Origin of the sequence: Sphingopyxis selenitireducens (assembly GCF_051550705.1) — a bacterium.
GTDB lineage: Bacteria > Pseudomonadota > Alphaproteobacteria > Sphingomonadales > Sphingomonadaceae > Sphingopyxis.
The window spans coordinates 788,704-805,121 of sequence record NZ_JBPULG010000001.1 but is presented as its reverse complement, the minus strand read 5'-3'; the positions used below and the strand labels follow the sequence as shown (position 1 = coordinate 805,121).

General features: G+C 64.0%; 18 protein-coding genes. 12 read left to right on the top strand and 6 right to left on the bottom strand.

What is annotated here, in order from left to right; all coding sequences use genetic code 11:
- The first annotated feature begins 99 nt into the window (after positions 1–99).
- The 10 genes from ACSYDV_RS03750 to ACSYDV_RS03705 all read left to right on the top strand — a co-directional run bounded on the left by ACSYDV_RS03750 (position 100) and on the right by ACSYDV_RS03705 (position 3,819).
- The gene (locus tag ACSYDV_RS03750) at positions 100–270 is read left to right on the top strand and encodes a hypothetical protein (RefSeq protein WP_438322396.1); all 171 of its coding nucleotides are present in this window, start codon (positions 100–102) and stop codon (positions 268–270) included.
- Between the two features lie 99 nt (positions 271–369).
- On the top strand, positions 370–1,032 hold the full coding sequence (gene pspA, locus ACSYDV_RS03745) for a phage shock protein PspA (RefSeq protein ID WP_438322395.1): 663 nt from the start codon (positions 370–372) through the stop codon (positions 1,030–1,032).
- Between the two features lie 12 nt (positions 1,033–1,044).
- Positions 1,045–1,320: an envelope stress response membrane protein PspB gene (gene pspB, locus ACSYDV_RS03740; RefSeq protein WP_438322394.1), complete on the top strand. Its 276-nt coding sequence runs from the start codon at positions 1,045–1,047 to the stop codon at positions 1,318–1,320.
- Position 1,321: 1 nt separating this feature from the next.
- The gene (gene pspC / locus ACSYDV_RS03735; RefSeq protein ID WP_438322393.1) at positions 1,322–1,702 is read left to right on the top strand and encodes an envelope stress response membrane protein PspC; all 381 of its coding nucleotides are present in this window, start codon (positions 1,322–1,324) and stop codon (positions 1,700–1,702) included.
- Positions 1,703–1,752: 50 nt separating this feature from the next.
- Positions 1,753–2,052, top strand: coding sequence for a hypothetical protein (locus ACSYDV_RS03730; protein ID WP_438322392.1), 300 nt, complete (start codon positions 1,753–1,755; stop codon positions 2,050–2,052).
- A gap of 14 nt (positions 2,053–2,066) precedes the next feature.
- Entirely contained in the window at positions 2,067–2,387 is a 321-nt protein-coding gene (locus ACSYDV_RS03725; RefSeq protein ID WP_438322391.1) for a hypothetical protein, read from the top strand.
- A 101-nt stretch (positions 2,388–2,488) separates the two neighbouring features.
- Positions 2,489–2,686, top strand: a complete 198-nt coding sequence (locus tag ACSYDV_RS03720) for a hypothetical protein (protein WP_438322834.1) — start codon at positions 2,489–2,491, stop codon at positions 2,684–2,686.
- A gap of 28 nt (positions 2,687–2,714) precedes the next feature.
- On the top strand, positions 2,715–2,978 hold the full coding sequence (locus ACSYDV_RS03715) for a hypothetical protein (protein ID WP_438322390.1): 264 nt from the start codon (positions 2,715–2,717) through the stop codon (positions 2,976–2,978).
- 25 nt (positions 2,979–3,003) lie between these two features.
- Positions 3,004–3,258 carry a hypothetical protein gene (locus ACSYDV_RS03710; protein ID WP_438322389.1) on the top strand — a complete coding sequence of 85 codons (255 nt, stop codon included), beginning with the start codon at positions 3,004–3,006 and terminating at the stop codon, positions 3,256–3,258.
- A 150-nt stretch (positions 3,259–3,408) separates the two neighbouring features.
- The gene (locus ACSYDV_RS03705) at positions 3,409–3,819 is read left to right on the top strand and encodes a SufE family protein (RefSeq protein ID WP_438322388.1); all 411 of its coding nucleotides are present in this window, start codon (positions 3,409–3,411) and stop codon (positions 3,817–3,819) included.
- 103 nt (positions 3,820–3,922) lie between these two features.
- Here ACSYDV_RS03705 and ACSYDV_RS03700 read toward each other — a convergent pair whose 3' ends face one another.
- The 6 genes from ACSYDV_RS03700 to ACSYDV_RS03675 form a co-directional block, all read right to left on the bottom strand.
- Positions 3,923–7,369, bottom strand: coding sequence for a TonB-dependent receptor (locus ACSYDV_RS03700; protein ID WP_438322387.1), 3,447 nt, complete (start codon positions 7,367–7,369; stop codon positions 3,923–3,925).
- Positions 7,370–7,642: 273 nt separating this feature from the next.
- Positions 7,643–8,914, bottom strand: a complete 1,272-nt coding sequence (gene clpX / locus ACSYDV_RS03695; RefSeq protein ID WP_438322386.1) for an ATP-dependent Clp protease ATP-binding subunit ClpX — start codon at positions 8,912–8,914, stop codon at positions 7,643–7,645.
- A gap of 169 nt (positions 8,915–9,083) precedes the next feature.
- Entirely contained in the window at positions 9,084–9,734 is a 651-nt protein-coding gene (locus tag ACSYDV_RS03690) for an ATP-dependent Clp protease proteolytic subunit (RefSeq protein ID WP_438322385.1), read from the bottom strand.
- A 135-nt stretch (positions 9,735–9,869) separates the two neighbouring features.
- Positions 9,870–10,208 carry a ferredoxin FdxA gene (gene fdxA, locus ACSYDV_RS03685; protein ID WP_438322384.1) on the bottom strand — a complete coding sequence of 113 codons (339 nt, stop codon included), beginning with the start codon at positions 10,206–10,208 and terminating at the stop codon, positions 9,870–9,872.
- A 113-nt stretch (positions 10,209–10,321) separates the two neighbouring features.
- Positions 10,322–10,681, bottom strand: a complete 360-nt coding sequence (locus ACSYDV_RS03680; protein ID WP_438322383.1) for an RNA-binding S4 domain-containing protein — start codon at positions 10,679–10,681, stop codon at positions 10,322–10,324.
- On the bottom strand, positions 10,681–13,455 hold the full coding sequence (locus ACSYDV_RS03675; RefSeq protein ID WP_438322833.1) for a helicase-related protein: 2,775 nt from the start codon (positions 13,453–13,455) through the stop codon (positions 10,681–10,683). Before ACSYDV_RS03675 ends, ACSYDV_RS03680 begins: the two co-directional genes overlap by 1 nt.
- 287 nt (positions 13,456–13,742) lie before the next feature.
- Here ACSYDV_RS03675 and ACSYDV_RS03670 point away from each other — a divergent pair, with 287 nt between their 5' ends.
- Positions 13,743–15,287 (top strand): peptidoglycan DD-metalloendopeptidase family protein, encoded by a 1,545-nt coding sequence (locus tag ACSYDV_RS03670; RefSeq protein WP_438322382.1) that lies wholly within the window; start codon positions 13,743–13,745, stop codon positions 15,285–15,287.
- 45 nt (positions 15,288–15,332) lie between these two features.
- Positions 15,333–16,331 (top strand): porphobilinogen synthase, encoded by a 999-nt coding sequence (gene hemB, locus ACSYDV_RS03665; protein ID WP_438322381.1) that lies wholly within the window; start codon positions 15,333–15,335, stop codon positions 16,329–16,331.
- Positions 16,332–16,418 lie beyond the last annotated feature (87 nt).

Below are 16,418 nucleotides of genomic sequence, written 5' to 3'. Positions count from 1 at the left end.
CCGGCGCTTTTCCGGGGCGCCGGGCAATTGGCACAGCTCCTGCATAGTATCCATCGAACCGGCGCACGATGTGCCGGTGCAGCAGAGGAAGGTTCGACCATGTCAGTGATGTTTGCCCAGGCCACCAGTTTCGCGCTCAGCGCGGCGGGAGCGCTGGCCATCCTCGTCGGCGTGATCGACCAGCCGCAAATCGCCACCAGCATCACCGGCGCCCCCGCCGCTACGCTGGTCGGTGCTGCCACGTCCCCGGCGGTCAGTCCCTTGGCCTGACCGGATCTGGTGCCGGGGCTCTCTCCCCCCTTGCCCCGCCCCGGCACCAGCCTTTCTAAATCAGACAATGGTCTCAAGGTTTTCGACAGGAGTTTTCAAATGGGTATTTTTTCACGAACCCGCGACATCATCGCCGCCAATGTCACCGACCTGCTCGACCGGGCCGAAGATCCGGAAAAGATGATCCGCCAGATCATCTTCGAGATGAACGAAACGCTTGTCGAAGTTCGCGCCTCCGCCGCCCGCACGATCGCGGATCAGAAGGAAATGCGCCGGCACATCACCAAGCTGGAAAGCCTGCAGGACAGCTGGAAGGAAAAGGCCGAGCTCGCGCTGTCGAAGGACCGCGAAGACCTCGCCACCGCCGCGCTTGTCGAAAAGCAGAAGGCCGGCGACATGGCCGCGCGTCTGAAGACCGAAATCGCGGTTCTCGACGATGCGCTCTCGGGCTATGAAGGCGATATCGCCAAGCTGCAGAAGAAGCTTTCCGAAGCGCGCACGCGTCAGTCGAGCGTCGTCAATCGCCTTGAAAGCGCCGAAAATCGCTACAAGCTGCGTGAAATGACCAACGGCGACCGCGTTGAAGATGCCTTCTCGCGCTTCGAGATACTTGAACGCCGCGTCGATGAGGCTGAAGGTCGCGCGGATGCGCTGGGCCTGGGCTATAAAAAGTCGCTCGATGAGGAAATCGCCGAACTGCAGGCCGCCGATCAGGTCGCCGACGAACTTGCCGCGCTGAAAGCGGCGCAGGCCAAGAAATAAGGAGCCGGACCGATGGAAGAAATCATCATCGTCCCGATCGTCATCGGAACGCTCTTCCTCGGTCTGCCCTGGCTGATCCTCCACTACATCACCAAGTGGAAGCAGGCCAAGACGCTGACTGGGGAAGACGAACAACTGCTCGATGAACTGTACGACACGGCACGACGGCTCGAAGGCCGCCTGCACACCGTCGAACGCATCATCCGCGCCGACCATCCCGACTTCCGCCCTTCGGTGCGGAGCGACGAAGATCTGGCGCAGCTTGAAAATAACACGCGGAGGAACTGAGATGTCTGCCAGTCGCACCAAATTCTATCTCGACAAACAAAACGCCAAATGGAGCGGTGTGTGTTCGGGTATCGCGGACTATAGCGGCGTCGATGTCCTCTGGGTCCGCGTCGGCGCGGTCCTCCTGACCTTGATGGGGGGCTTTCCGTGGACGCTGATCGCTTACTGGATCGTCGCCTGGATGGGCACGCCCAAGCCGTTCGCTCTTTACGGATCGAACGAGGAAGCGAAATTCTGGCAGGGCGTGCGATCGAACCCGACCGCGTCGACCCGCGACATCAAGTCGCGCTTCCGCGACATCGACCGCCGCCTCGCCGACATCGAACAATATTACACCAGCCATAACCGCCGCCTTGCCGACGAAATCGACGCGCTCCGTTAATCGGGCGCCGGCGGACCAAGGGCGGTTGGACGGCAACAGGGAGAAACAGGATGAGCTGGGGTGGTCCCACTTTTGTGATCGCAATCATCGCATTGTCGATCGGCGGCTGGATGTTCACCACATGGATCCGCGCCAAGCATGGCTATCCGGTCGAGAATGAATGGGGCGGTACGGTTCATCGAACCGACGCCGACGCTGATCGAAAAATCGCGCTGCTGACAGGTGACAATGCCAGGCTCGCAGACAAAATCGGCCGGCTGGAAGAACGCATTTCGGTACTCGAACGCATCGCAACCGAAACCAACGGTCAGGCCGCAGAGCTCGCCAACCAGATCGACCGGCTGCGCTGAGAGGAAATAAGACAATGAACGCTAGCGATATACTCAGCACCATCTCGCCCGCAGCCGTTATCATCGCGCTGCTCGCGATCGGCGGATGGGTTTTCACCACCTGGCTGCGCGTCAAGAACGGCTATCCGCTCGACGGCGCATGGGGTCAGGCCGTCTATCCCAAGACCAGCGACGAGGCGATGGAACGCGTCAAGCTGGTCAGTCAGGAAAATGCCCAGCTGCGGGCCGAACTGGGTTCGGTGAAGGATCGCCTCGCGGTGATCGAGCGCATCGTCACCGACGAAGGCCACCGGCTGAGCCACGAGATTGAGGCGCTGCGGCGCCCCTCGAATTAAAACGTCGAACTGAACGGAGCGAAACGATGAACGGTGCTTTCGTCCTCGGCTTTTTCTTCATCGTTGTGGGGATCCCCGTGATCCTCGGCATCGGCGGCGACATGTACAAGCGCCACCTGAAGTTCAAGGAAAAGCAACTGACCCTGCTGTCGAACGAGACCGCTGAAAAGGCGGCGCAATATGCGGCGCACACCGAACGGCTGGAGGCTCGCGTTCGCGTTCTCGAACGTATCGTGACCGACCGCGGCATCGAGGTGTCCGACGAAATTGAAAAGCTGCGCGACGCGCCGCTCAACTAGAACAAGATATACGGAAAGGATCTTCCCCATGGGCCCATTCGAGATGGTTGTCGGCATCGTATTGATCGTGACGATCGGCAGCATTGTCCGCGCCAAGCACGGCATCCGCCGCGATCATAAGGGCGGCGAGTATTTCGTCGCTCAGGACAATGGAGAAACCAAGGCGCTGCAGGCCGAAATCCGCGCGCTGAAGGAACGCATCCAGGTGCTCGAACGCATCGCCACCGACCATAACCGCGCCGCCAGCCTCGACGAAGAAATCGAGAAACTGCGCGACCGCTCTGTCCCCTGATATGTGACGAAGAAGGAGCCGAAGCATGGCCGCCATCACTTCCGATCTTGCTACCAACCTTGTCCCCGCCGCCGTCGCGCTGATCGCGCTGACCATCATGAGCCTGGTCGCGCTGCGCGGCTGGCGTGACTGGATTCAGCTGAAGCGCGATGAACTCGCCGCCGGGCGTGACGCCCAGCACGACCCCGCCGTCCCGCACGCCGGGTCGCGGATCGAGATTGCCGACCTCAAGGAACGGTTGCGCAAGCTTGAGGCGATCGCCGCGGGGGTCGATCTTTGACCTCTCGCTGCCGCCATTGCGCGCGCAGTGAAGCAATTCGGGGCCGCCTTGCTCCGCTCCGGGTTGCTTCACTCCGCGCGCAATGACGGTGGAGGGCGACGGGCGCCTTGCCCCTTTCGCCCCGTCGCCGTTTCTGCCAGTGCACGTCGCATGCGCAGCCTCACCGACATTTTCGACGAATATGACTTCCTCGACGGCGACGATCGTTATCGTCTGCTGATCGAGCTTGGCCGCACGCTCGAGCCGATGCCCGATGCGCTGAAGACCGACGCGACACTGGTGCGCGGCTGTTCGGCGAGCGTCTGGGTCTATCCCGTTCCACAGAGCAACGGCGCGCTCCACTTCCTTGCCGACAGCAATGCCGCGATTACCAAGGGCATCGTCGCGCTGGTGCTGTCCGCGGTGCAGGACAAGCCGGCGGCCGAGGTGGCGGAGATGGATGTCGCGGCGGCGCTCGCGCCGTTCGAGCTGACGCGCCAGCTGTCGTCGAACCGCACGCAGGGCGTCCCCAATATGATCGCGCTGGTTCAGGACACCGCGCGGCGTATCGCCGCGGGCTGACGTAGGTTAGTCAGCGGCGGGTGCGCCGCTGATGGATTTTCATCGGGCATGAAAAAGGGCGCGGGAGTTGCCTCCCGCGCCCTTTTCCTTTGTCTGACTGTGATCAGAATTCGTAGGATACGCCAACCTTCAGGCGCCACACCGACGAGCTGACATTGATGCCATTGTCGGCATCGATGTTCGCCTGACCGGCGAAGCCCGTGATGATGTAGCGGCCCTGCGCATCGACACCCGTCGACGACAGATTGGCGATGTCCTGACGCCCTGCGAAGTCACGGCGACGCTGGACGTTCCAGTCCTGGTCGAGGAAGTTCAGGAAGTTGTCCATCGTGGCATAAAGCTTCAGCTTGTCATTCTTGCCGAACAGGCGACCCGGACCCGGAATGTCCTGCGAGAAGCTGAGGTCGACGTCGAAATACCAGTCGTTCGAGCAGGTGTTGCGCGGAACGGTCCGACCCAGATATTTCTTGGCGCAACCAAGGCCGCTGGCAAAGGCAACCAGATCCTGCACCGCCGTCATGTTCGACGAAGGCGAGATGTTCGGATCGGTGATGCCGGTCGGCAGGTACACGAGTGCATTTTCGGTACCCGACTGGCTGTCGTTGAACACGCTGCCGCCGGTGAAGGTCAGGCTGTACGGACGACCCGAGCGTGCGATGGCCGTGATGGCAAGGCGCGTCGACAGACCCTCGAAAAACTCCTCGCGGAAAGCGAGGCGCGTCGAGATATTATGCTTGCTGCTGAAGAAGCCCCGCGACGCTGCGGGGTTCTGCCGGTCGAACGCGGCGGTCTGGTCATAGTTGGACCCGGCCGTCGAGTTGTACATGTTCCGGCGATCCTGTGCGTCGGTATAGGCATAGCCGATGTTGAAATCGACATTGCCATTTTGCGTGAACAATCCGCCGTCAAAGGTCTTCGACAGGATGAACGACACGTTGTGGCTGCGATAGCCGGCGCTGTTGGTCAACTGCAGTTCGTCATCGCGCTGCGTGTTGAAGCAGGCTGCGGTGACGCCGGAGTAGACGGGACCCGGATTCAGGCCAACAAGTTCGGCGTTACAGCCGGCAACATTGGTATCGATCGCACGATAGATCGGGCGACCGTCGACAGTGTAGCCGTTGAGACCGAGCGCCGGATTGATCGTCTGCGAGAGATCGACGATCGTGAACGGGTTGCGGTACTTGCTGTAGATGTAGTCAAGCGCCACATTCCAGCCGCTGAAGAAGCCCGAAGAGGCAAAGTTCAGTTCCGACGTGAAGCCGATGTTGGCGCGCAGCACCGTCGGCATCTTGATGTTCGGGCTGATCGACTGGGTATCGCCAAGACCGCCGGCGGCCTGCGAGATGCCGTCGGCGCGGATGCATGCCGGAACGCCCGTGAACGTGCCCCCAGACAGAACGCTGATTTGGCCGGTGGGGCAATTCGACGACTGGCTGCTGCCTTGTGCAAAGCCGCGGCCGTCGTTCTGGAAAGCGTTGCCGAACCACACGACAGGATCGCCGCCTGAGAAGACGCCGACACCGCCCGTCAGCTTCGGCCGACCGAACACGGCGAAATCGTCCATGTCATAGGTCACGCCAAGGCGCGGCATTACGACCGGAGCGAGGTTGCTGAAACCGGTGGTGTTGGGGAAGCCGTAGCGTTGCTGGAAGATCGGGTTGAGCTTCGGTCGGCCGCCGTCATACCAATCGGCGCGGACGCCGATAACAGCGGTCAGGCGATCGCTGACTTCCCATTCGTCCTGCGCAAAGATCGTGTAAATGCTGCGCTGGAACTCTGCCGCTGCTGCGTTAACGTCGCCGGTCGACGAGAAGTTTCCAAAGGCACCGGCGGTGCAGCCGTTCACAACGTTGATCGGGGTCGTTGTGGTCGTCGCTGAACAGATGGAGCCATTGGCGATGCCCGGCGAGAGCAAGCCGGCCTGCAGATCGGCAATGTTCCGGAACACCAGCGTGCCGGTGGCATTCTGGACGAACAGGTTGAACAAGTCGGCCTGGTTGAGTTCGAAGCCGACCTTCAGCGTGTGGGCGCCAGACACCAGCTTCGCAACGGCGCGATACTGATTGATGCTGGTGCGCAGGTCGTTGGCCGAGCGCGAGTTGCCGGGGCCGGCGAGAACGGTGCCGTCGATGCCGGTTGCATTGTCGATGCCGACGATGATGCGCGGAATCGGGTTTGCCGACTGGGCTTCGCCGCCGCCGACAGGATCTTGGCGATCGGTTACTTTCGAACGCGAATAGCGCAGTTCGGTCGAGAAATTATCGCTCCACTGCGAATAGAGGCGTCCCGAATAATAATCGGAAACGGTGCCGCTGACCGAGAAGGTGTTAAGGCCGATGGCTTGCGGCGAGTTGCCCGTGAACAGATCATCGGGACGGGTCGAGCCTTCTTCCAGACGCTGATAGGTCGCTTCGAAGCGGTGATCGTCGTTGATCTGCCAGTCGAGGCGGCCGAAATAGCGATCGTTGGTGAAGGGACGGTTGGTGACGAGCGGGCCAGTTTCGATGCCGTATACGTCACTCAGAACGTCCGAAATCGCGTTAAACTGGTCGACGCTGATACCGGTCTGAGGGTTGGCATAGCCTGCGCCCGTCGGGCCGTCATCCTGTGACTGGCCGGCTTCATGATGTTCATAGGCGCCAAAGATGAAGAGGCGATCCTTAATGATCGGGCCGCCGGCCCAGACGCCCCAGCGCTTTTCGGGTTTCACAGGGGCAACGGGCAGGCCCTTGACCGAGTCGCCGCGCATACCGCTGTCGCTATATTCGAAATAGCCGCCGAACTTATATTCGTTGGTGCCCGACTTGGTCACGACGTTGATCGCGCAGCCGGTGAAGGCGCCGTAATCGACGTCGAACGGTGCGAACTGAACCTGCGTTTCGCGAATCGCGTCATAGGGGATCGGGGTCGAGCTACGCGACGAAAAACCGGTATCGTTGAGGCCGTAAACGTCGCCCTGACTGATGCCGTCGACGGTGAAGGCGTTGCCGCGATCGTTGCCGCCGAGGCACGAAATGCGATCCTGGCCCGAGCCAGTGTCATCACGGTCGAGGCTGACGCGCGGGTCGAGACGGATGATGTCGCGCACGTCGCGGTTGAACGACGGGGCGCTCTGAAGGACTTCCGTGGAGAAGCTGATGCCCGGACCGACGGCGAGCTGGGTGAGCTTGACGCGGCTGCCCGTGACGACGATTTCGCCGCCGCCCGATGCGAGCGCGAAGGTGAGGTCGGTGTTGCCCTGCAGCGAGGTATAGACGTCCTGGATCGTCTGACCTTCAAAGCTGTCGGCGTTGACGGCGATCGTGTACGGGCCGCCCGTGGTCAGGCCGGTCGTCGTGAAGCGGCCATCGGTGCTCGTGGTGATCGTGCGGGCCGAACCGGTGCGGGTGTCGGTGACGACGACGGTTGCGCCGCCGATCGCGGCGCCGCTGTCGTCCTTGACCTGGCCCTGGATGCCGGTGGTGATCTGCTGCGCTTGCGCCGGCGCCGCGATGACGGACGCGACGCTGATAGCCATCAGGCTAGCGGCGATCGAATAACGAAGTTTCATGTCAGGAAGTCCCCTAATTGGTAGCGTCTGTCAGCGCGACAATAGGGCGCGCTTGACCTGCGAGCGCCCCTGAAGCCCGCATGTGGCACGATTGTGACAGCAAATGTGACAGTGCAAGCCGCGAGGGGGCGGGCGATCAGATGAGGGACGGGAAAGCGCGAATTTGCGTCGCGGCCCGGGAGTTATCCACAGGCCGCGATGCGTTTTTTCCCGCAACTGTTGCTGCAATGCAACATAAAGAAAGGAGGCGCGCCGCTTTTGGCGCGACTCGATTCAGGCGGCGTCGCCAGCCGCTTCCTTCGCCTTGTCGGCATAAACGCGCACGGGATCCTTGCGGCCCTCGACGACGTCCTTGTCGACGACGATCTCGACCACATCGGTCAGGTCGGGCAGATCGAACATGGTATCGAGCAGGATCGCCTCGACGATCGAGCGGAGGCCGCGCGCGCCGGTCTTGCGTTCGATCGCCTTTTTGGCGACCGCGACCAGCGCATCGTCGGTGAACGTCAGGACGACCTCTTCCAGATCGAACAGCTTGCGGTACTGCTTGACCAGCGCGTTCTTCGGCTCGCCCAGAATCTTGACCAGCGCGTCGATGTCGAGATCCTCGAGCGTCGCGATGACGGGCAGCCGGCCGACGAACTCGGGGATCAGGCCGAATTTCAGTAGATCCTCGGGCTCGATATTCTTCAGTACTTCGCCCATGCGGCGCTCGTCGGGGCCGGCGACATGCGCGCCGAAGCCGATCGACTTGCCCTGCAGGCGGTCGCCGATGATCTTTTCCAGCCCGCTGAACGCGCCGCCCGCGATGAACAGGATGTTCGTCGTATCGACCTGGAGGAATTCCTGCTGCGGATGCTTGCGGCCGCCCTGCGGCGGAACGCTCGCGGTCGTGCCTTCCATCAGCTTGAGCAAGGCCTGCTGCACGCCTTCGCCCGACACGTCGCGGGTGATCGAGGGATTTTCGGCCTTGCGGCTGATCTTGTCGATCTCGTCGATATAGACGATGCCGCGCTGCGCCTTTTCGACATTATAGTCGGACGCCTGCAGCAGCTTGAGAATGATATTCTCGACATCCTCGCCGACATAGCCGGCTTCGGTCAGTGTCGTCGCATCGGCCATGGTGAAGGGCACGTCGAGGAAGCGCGCGAGCGTCTGCGCGAGCAGGGTCTTGCCGCTGCCGGTCGGCCCGACGAGCAGAATGTTCGACTTCGCCAGTTCGACGTCTTCGCCGCGGCCGCTGTTCGCAAGGCGCTTGTAATGATTGTGGACCGCGACCGACAGGACGCGCTTCGCCTTGTTCTGGCCGATCACATAGGCGTCGAGGTGCTGGCAGATTTCCAGCGGCGTCGGCACCGCGCCATCCTTGCGCGCGGCGATCCCGCCCTTGATCTCTTCGCGGATGATGTCGTTGCACAGTTCAACGCATTCGTCACAGATGAACACGGTCGGTCCGGCAATCAGCTTGCGGACTTCGTGCTGCGACTTGCCGCAGAAGGAGCAGTAGAGAGTGCTCTTGCTGTCTGAGCCGCTTAGTTTCGTCATATATATTCCTCTGGCGGGCGCCAAAAGGGCGCTGCCGCGTTCATCCTAGTCCGCGGTCACCCAATTACAATATGGCAATTGGGTGACACGGGGACAATGTCTGCCTGGCAGGGAGCGGTAAAGATGGCGTCAAGAGACGCGATTTCCGTTCCCGGGCCGGGCAGAAAAATCAGGGCGTCGGGCCTTCGCTGACGTCCTTGGGCGCGTCGCCGTCGGCGATACCCGGGCGGCGGTCATAGACCTGATCGACCAGGCCGAATGCCTTGGCTTCGTCAGCCTCGAGGAACGTGTCGCGGTCCATCGCCTTTTCGATCTCTTTCAACGGCTTGCCGGTATATTTGACATAGAGATCGTTCATCCGCTTGCGGATCCGCAAGATCTCGCGCGCCTGAATTTCGATGTCGGATGCCATGCCGCGTGCGCCGCCTGAAGGCTGGTGAATCATCACGCGTGCGTTGGTGAGCGCAACGCGCATGCCGGGTTCGCCCGCCGCGAGCAGGAAGCTGCCCATCGACGCCGCCTGACCGATGCAGACCGTGCCGACGCGCGGACGAATATATTGCATCGTGTCGTGGATCGCCATGCCCGCCGTGACGACTCCGCCCGGCGAGTTAATGTACATCCAGATGTCCTTCTTCGGATTTTCCGATTCGAGGAACAGCAACTGGGCGGTGATGAGCGAGGCCATATTATCCTCGACCTCGCCGGTGACGAAGATGATCCGTTCGCGCAGCAGGCGGGAGAAAATGTCAAAGCTGCGTTCGCCGCGGCTCGTCTGTTCGACGACTACGGGTACCAGCGCACTCAGCGGATCGATCATTTGTATTTCGTCCTTCATTGTCCGGGATGCCCCGCCAGGAATCGGCGGGCTGGCCCCTTCGCCATCTACATCGGCGCCAAGGACGATTGTTTCAAGAGGGGAGGTGGGGGCGGAAATGTCCCGCCCCGACGCGCCTCAGTCGCCTTCGCCGGGCTCGGGCGAGAAATATTTGTCGAACTTGTCTTCGACGCCCTTGAATTCGTCGGCGTCGGCGGGGCTGTCGCGCTTGATCGTGATGTTCGGCCATTCGGCGCTGAACTTGGTGTTCACTTCCAGCCATTTTTCGAGACCGCTTTCGGTATCGGGCAGGATCGCCTCGGCCGGGCATTCGGGCTCGCAAACGCCGCAATCGATGCATTCATTGGGGTTGATGACGAGCATATTCTCGCCCTCATAGAAACAGTCGACGGGGCAAACCTCGACACAATCCATATATTTGCACCGGACACAGGCATCGGTGACGACATAGGTCATGGGTATAGGCTCCCTTGGTCGGCGGCCCCCAGGCCGCCCGAAATTGCGATTCTTTGCCTCCTATGCCGCACGGCGGCGACGCGTCAACGCTTTGCGACAGTTGCGAATCACTCTCATTGCATAGGGCCATCGGCGCGTTTTCGCGGCACAGCATTTTCTTGTGCGCTGATAGCGGAAATGCCAGCGGCAGGGGCGTTGGCGCCGAGCCGCGCATAGCAGGCTTGCGCTTCGCCAGGCGGTCCCCGGCGCAAAGGCAGCGCGAGCAGGCGGACCACCTCGATATGTTCGCCGACCGGCAGGACAAGCGTCTGTCCGATATGGACCGCGCACGACGACCGGGTGACGCGCCGCCCGTCGAGGCGGATATGTCCCGCAGCGACGATCGCCTGGGCGATGCTGCGCGAGCGCGCGAAACGCAGATACCAGAGCAGCTTGTCGAGCCGGATGCTACCCGCGGCGCCCGGGCTGGCCATCAATCCTCGCGCGCGCCGGCGAGGAGCGCGGCAAGTCCGGCGAACGGGCTGTTGGGCGACGGGCCGCGACGGGGCGCGCGGTCGCGCTCCGGCGGGCGCGGCGCGGGATTGTGCGATTTGGGCGGCGGGCCTTTGCCCCGCTTTGCGGAGGGCCGCGCCGCATCGCCGGTGACGCCGCGCGGAGCGCCCTTGGCGCGGCCGCCATTTTTGTGCCCGTGCTTCCGGCGCGGGCGCTTCTCGGCGTTTTTAAGCCCCGACCAGCGCCAGCGATCGAGCGCTGGCTCGCCGATCGTGCGGAAGCCGAAGCTTTGCAGCAGCGCCCGGCGCGCCTCTGCGTCGAGGCCAAGTGAGGTCGCGAGGGCGGGATCGATCGCAAAGCCCGGCGGGGCGGAGGCGGGAAGGCCGTCCTCATTCTCGTCCGGCCGGTCCGGCTCATGGTCGTGATGCGTGTCGGCGCCGGCGATCGGGGCGGGCGGCGGGGCTGCCGCCTGCAGCCGCGCGGAATGCGCCTGACGCGCCAGCTTTTCGGCCATGTCGATGCGCAGCCAGCCGGTCCCGCAGCGGCGGAACCCGGCGATGCCAAGAGCGATGCCGATGCCCTCTTTTTGCCACACCGCGCCATGCGGGGGCAGCGCCGCGATGGCGCCGCCCTGCTGTGCGGCAATCAGCGCGGCGCGCCAGCGCACCGCTTCGGGCTTGAGCAGCGTTGGATGGAAGAGGTCGAGCGAACCGATGGTGAGCCCGAGCTTGCGAAGCAGGGGGCGTTCCTCGGCGGTCATCGCCGCGAGCTGTTCATCGACCGCAGCGCGCGCGACGAGGCCGCTGCCGTCGACCAGCGCGGCGAGCAATGCGCGAACGCGGGGCGGCGTGAAAAGGTCACCGGCAGCGGCGCCCATCGCAGCAAGCGGTCCGGCGTGGCGCGCCAGCTGCTGTGCGACAAATTGTTGCAGCCGTTCGGAAATCGCCTGAACCTGCCCGGGTTCGAGCCGGCGCAGCGACGGGTCAATCTGGATCGACGGCTGGACTAGCGTCGATCCGCGGCCGAGCGTCGCCACGACATGTCCGTGCCAGGCGAGACGCGGCGGTGCGCCGGCTTCGCTGACCAGCGCGAGGGCGTTGTCGTCGCCTTCTGCGAGCGCCGCCGCGCGGCGCGCCAGTTCGGCGCGCAGGTGTTTTTCGGCGGCGGCGAGCAGCATCTTATGATCGCTGGCGCGCGCGACCGGATCGACCCTGAACTGGAAACCGTTGAGCGTGCCGATCGCTTCGCCATCGACGGCGACGGTGCCGTCGGCGGCGACCGCGACCGGCAGCGCGGCGTGGCGCTGGCCGGCGTCGCGAAGCAGCAGCGCGAGGCGGCGATCGACGAAGCGCTGCGCCAGCGCGGCGTGCAGCGCATCCGACAGGCGCGATTCCAGCGCCTGCGTCTGTTCGGTCCACCCTGCCGCGCCGGCGATCCAGTCGCCGCGCTGGGCGATAAAGCAGAGCGTGCGGACGGCGGCGATGCGGCTGGCAAGCTGGTCGATATCGCCCTCGACATCGTTCAGTCTGGCGAGTTTTCGTGCGTACCAGTCGGGGTCGATCATCCCGTCGCCGTTGGTGCGCCATTGCCATAGCTTCAGCACGGTGCGGCTGTGATGTTCGGCGCCGAGTTGCTCGAAGTCGGGGAGGCCGCAGACGTCCCAGAGGCGCTGGACGGCATCGAAGTCGCCGCTGCGCGCGCGGACTTCGAGGTCGCCGGCCAGATGCTTGAGCACGGCGATATCGACCGCCTCTGGCGCGGGGCGCAGCGCGGGATCGGTCGGGGGCTGGGCAAGGTCAGACAACAGCTGCTCCAGCGAACCGAAGCCGGGGGTCGGATTGCGCCAGAAGAGACTGGCAAGCGGCGGGAAATGATGCCCCTCGATCGCGGCAATTTCCTCGGGCGTGAAGCCGCCTTGCGGCAGGCCGACGGTGCCGAAACTGCCGTCCTGCTGGTGCCGCCCGGCGCGCCCGGCGATCTGCGCCATTTCCGAAATGGTCAGGCGACGCAGCCGCCGTCCGTCGAATTTCTGCAGGGAAGCGAAGGCGACATGCTGGACGTCGAGGTTGAGCCCCATGCCGATCGCATCGGTGGCGACCAGATAATCGACCTCTCCCGCCTCGAACATCGCGACCTGCGAATTGCGCGTCCTGGGGCTGAGCGCGCCCATGACCACAGCGGCGCCGCCGGAGAATCGGCGCAGCATTTCGGCGATCGCGTAAACCTCCTCGGCCGAAAAGGCGACGATCGCGGAGCGTTTGGGGAGCCGGGACAGCTTTGACGACCCGGCATAGCTCAGGGTCGAAAAGCGGGGGCGGGTGACGATATCCACCTCCGGCACCAGCTTGCGGACGAGCTGCTTGATGCTGGCGGAACCGAGGATCATCGTTTCCTCGCGGCCGCGGGCGCGAAGCAGGCGGTCGGTGAAGACATGGCCGCGTTCGGGGTCGGCGCCCAATTGCGCTTCGTCGATCCCGACAAAGGCGACGTCGCGTTCGATGGGCAGCGCCTCCATCGTGCCGAGCAGATAGCGTGCCTGCGCCGGCATGATGCGTTCTTCGCCGGTGACGAGTGCGACCTGCGCCGGGCCTTTGATCGCGACGACGCGGTCGTAAACCTCGCGCGCCAGAAGGCGCAGCGGAAAGCCGATCATGCCGCTCGAATGGGCGGTCAGGCGCTCGACCGCCAAATGGGTTTTGCCGGTGTTGGTTGGGCCAAGGACGGCCTTGACCGGGTGGGGTGAGGGAGATGACATTGTCTTGTCCGCTACGCTGGCATGGTGGGCGGCGGCGCGCAACAGGCGATCGCTCCGCGGCGGCGGAAAGGTGAAATTTTTGCCATATCCCGCGCCATATCCTGCATCGCGTCCCGACCCGGACACGGCTGACCGCAAGGCGAAACGGCTCGGGGGCCGTTAAATTGACTTTAACGGCCTTTGTTTACAGACATTGGCACGGAAACATCATCGGCGGCGCTCGCGAGGGGCAAGTCGCCGAATGGGGGTTGCACTTTTTGTTCCAGCGTCACGAACCCATTGCGGGAATGTCGGGCAATACGGCCGCGCTCGCTATGTCGCAGGCCATATCTGCGGGACGCAGCGCTGCCGGCGGGGCGCTCCAGCCGTCGTGGCGCGAACGTCTGGCGCAGATCGAGCTGGTTCCCGATCTCGGCGACAATATCGGCTCGGCGATCTGGTGGCGGGGTCTGGCAACATTAACTCTGCTCTGCGGGACGGCGATCGCGACCTTCCCGGGCGTCCAGCCGATCGAGGTCGGCGGTGCTCCCGCACTCGACGCCGCCGATTTTAACGAGGCGCGCGCGCAGATGATCGTGCCGCAGGCATTTGGCGGCGACACCGGACGGCATATGGCGGCGACCGATGCGGTGCGCCCGCTCACCCAGACCCCCGAACGGCCGCAGATCGAACTGACCGCCACATTGGGCAGCGGCGACAGCTTCGCGCGCCTGCTCGAACGCTCGGGTGTCGGCAGCAGCGAGGCGCAGGCGCTCGCTAACCAGGTGTCGGGCGCAGTGCCGCTCGCCGATATCGCGCCGGGTACGCGCATCGACCTGATCCTCGGTCGCCGCGCCGCCCGCACCATGCCGCGGCCCGTCGACGCGCTGGCGATGCGCGCGCGTTTCGATCTGCGTATCGAAATGGAGCGTGAGGGCGGGCAACTGGTGATGCGGCGCATCCCGATCGCGGTCGATACGACCCCGCTCAGAATTCGCGGACGCGTGGGCGACAGCCTGTACCGTTCGGCGCGCGCCGCCGGTGCGCCAGCCGAAGCGATCCAGTCCTATTTGCGGGTCATCGGCAAACAGATTTCGGTCGGCCGCGACATTCGCGCCGGCGACGAATTCGATATCATCGTCGATTATCGCCGCGCCGAAACCGGCGAAAGCGAGACGGGCAAGCTGCTTTATGCGGGCCTCGTTCGCGGCGGCAAGCCAAAGCTGTCGATGCTCGAATGGCAGAAGGACGGCCGCAGCCAGTGGTTCGAGGCGTCGGGCGTCGGCGAACAGCGCGGCGGCATGGCGCGTCCGACCAACGGGCGCGTGACCTCGACCTTCGGCATGCGGCGCCATCCGATTCTGGGGTATCGCCGCATGCACAGCGGAATGGATTTCGGGGGCGGCTATGGCGCGCCCATCTATGCCGTGAGCGACGGCGTGGTGACGATTGCCGGGCGACATGGCGGCTTCGGCAATTATGTGAAGCTCAGCCACGGCGCCGGCCTCGGCACCGGCTATGGCCATATGAGCCGTATCGCGGTCCGTTCGGGCCAGCGTGTCACGCGCGGGCAGGTGATCGGCTATATCGGTTCGACGGGGCTTTCGACCGGACCGCATCTTCACTACGAACTTTATCGCAACGGCCGGGCGGTGAACCCTGCGTCGGTGACCTTCGTCACCCGCGCGGCGCTGGAGGGCAAGGAACTGGCCGCCTTCCGCGCCCGGATCCGTTCGATGCTGTCGATCACCCCCGGCGCGGCGCTGACGCCGATCGCGCCGATGCAGGCAGAGGGGCCGAAACTGGGTTCGCTCGCCGATGTCGCGTCGAAGCGGGCGGACGGGGGCATTTAGCCAATATCCATTTGCCCTCCGTCGCGGCGCGGCTATGCACGCTGCATGACTCATGCCGCATTTCCCGACCTGCGCCTTCGCCGCACCCGACGCACCGGATGGAGCCGCGCGATGGTGCGCGAAACCTGGCTTTCGCCCGCGAACCTGATCTGGCCGCTGTTCGTCTGCCCGGGTTCCGGGACCGAGGAGCCGATCGCCAGCCTGCCCGGCGTCTCGCGCTGGTCGGTCGATCAGATCGTCCTGCGGGCAAAGGATGCGGTCGCAGCGGGCATCCCGTGCCTCGCTCTGTTCCCCTATACTGAGCCCGACCGGCGCAGCCCCGACGGGGCCGAGGCGCTCAATCCCGATAATCTGATGTGCCGCGCGGTCGCCGCGATCAAGGACGCGCTGGGTGACGAGATCGGCGTGCTCACCGACGTCGCGCTCGACCCCTATACCAGCCATGGGCAGGACGGGCTGATCGATGATGCGGGCTATGTCCTCAACGACGAAACCGTCGCGGTGCTCGTCGGGCAGGCGCTCAATCAGGCGCGCGCCGGGGCCGACATCATCGCCCCCAGCGACATGATGGACGGCCGCATCGGCGCCATCCGGCAGGCGCTGGAGGCTGAAGGCTTCGGCCACGTCCAGATCATGAGCTATGCCGCCAAATATGCCTCGGCCTTCTATGGTCCGTTCCGCGATGCGGTCGGTTCGCGCGGGCTGCTGAAGGGTGACAAGAAGACCTATCAGATGGACCCCGCCAACGCCGAAGAGGCGCTGCGCGAGGTCGCGCAGGATCTGGCCGAAGGCGCCGACAGCGTGATGGTGAAGCCGGGTCTGCCCTATCTCGACATCGTCGCTGCGGTGAAGGCGAATTTCGCGGTGCCCGTCTATGCGTATCAGGTGTCCGGCGAATATGCGATGATCGAGGCCGCCGCTGCCGCCGGTGCGGGCGACCGCGACGCACTCGTCCTCGAAACCCTGCTCGCTTTCCGCCGCGCGGGGGCATCGGGTGTCTTGAGCTATCACGCACTTCACGCGGCGCGACTTCTCGCCGGATGATCAGGACCGGGCGGCTTGGCATGCAATATTGCGCGGGTCTCGACTTCGATCATCCAAAGCTTGCCGGCGGCGACCCGCTGCGCCCGC

What these genes read in the sequence shown, in the direction of transcription:
- ACSYDV_RS03750 (WP_438322396.1), top strand. Translation starts at nt 100, where the DNA reads ATGTCAGTGATGTTTGCCCAGGCCACCAGTTTCGCGCTCAGCGCGGCG.
- pspA (WP_438322395.1), top strand. Translation starts at nt 370, where the DNA reads ATGGGTATTTTTTCACGAACCCGCGACATCATCGCCGCCAATGTCACC.
- pspB (WP_438322394.1), top strand. Translation starts at nt 1,045, where the DNA reads ATGGAAGAAATCATCATCGTCCCGATCGTCATCGGAACGCTCTTCCTC.
- pspC (WP_438322393.1), top strand. Translation starts at nt 1,322, where the DNA reads ATGTCTGCCAGTCGCACCAAATTCTATCTCGACAAACAAAACGCCAAA.
- ACSYDV_RS03730 (WP_438322392.1), top strand. Translation starts at nt 1,753, where the DNA reads ATGAGCTGGGGTGGTCCCACTTTTGTGATCGCAATCATCGCATTGTCG.
- ACSYDV_RS03725 (WP_438322391.1), top strand. Translation starts at nt 2,067, where the DNA reads ATGAACGCTAGCGATATACTCAGCACCATCTCGCCCGCAGCCGTTATC.
- ACSYDV_RS03720 (WP_438322834.1), top strand. Translation starts at nt 2,489, where the DNA reads ATGTACAAGCGCCACCTGAAGTTCAAGGAAAAGCAACTGACCCTGCTG.
- ACSYDV_RS03715 (WP_438322390.1), top strand. Translation starts at nt 2,715, where the DNA reads ATGGGCCCATTCGAGATGGTTGTCGGCATCGTATTGATCGTGACGATC.
- ACSYDV_RS03710 (WP_438322389.1), top strand. Translation starts at nt 3,004, where the DNA reads ATGGCCGCCATCACTTCCGATCTTGCTACCAACCTTGTCCCCGCCGCC.
- ACSYDV_RS03705 (WP_438322388.1), top strand. Translation starts at nt 3,409, where the DNA reads ATGCGCAGCCTCACCGACATTTTCGACGAATATGACTTCCTCGACGGC.
- ACSYDV_RS03700 (WP_438322387.1), bottom strand. Translation starts at nt 7,369, where the DNA reads ATGAAACTTCGTTATTCGATCGCCGCTAGCCTGATGGCTATCAGCGTC.
- clpX (WP_438322386.1), bottom strand. Translation starts at nt 8,914, where the DNA reads ATGACGAAACTAAGCGGCTCAGACAGCAAGAGCACTCTCTACTGCTCC.
- ACSYDV_RS03690 (WP_438322385.1), bottom strand. Translation starts at nt 9,734, where the DNA reads ATGATCGATCCGCTGAGTGCGCTGGTACCCGTAGTCGTCGAACAGACG.
- fdxA (WP_438322384.1), bottom strand. Translation starts at nt 10,208, where the DNA reads ATGACCTATGTCGTCACCGATGCCTGTGTCCGGTGCAAATATATGGAT.
- ACSYDV_RS03680 (WP_438322383.1), bottom strand. Translation starts at nt 10,681, where the DNA reads ATGGCCAGCCCGGGCGCCGCGGGTAGCATCCGGCTCGACAAGCTGCTC.
- ACSYDV_RS03675 (WP_438322833.1), bottom strand. Translation starts at nt 13,455, where the DNA reads ATGTCATCTCCCTCACCCCACCCGGTCAAGGCCGTCCTTGGCCCAACC.
- ACSYDV_RS03670 (WP_438322382.1), top strand. Translation starts at nt 13,743, where the DNA reads ATGTCGGGCAATACGGCCGCGCTCGCTATGTCGCAGGCCATATCTGCG.
- hemB (WP_438322381.1), top strand. Translation starts at nt 15,333, where the DNA reads ATGACTCATGCCGCATTTCCCGACCTGCGCCTTCGCCGCACCCGACGC.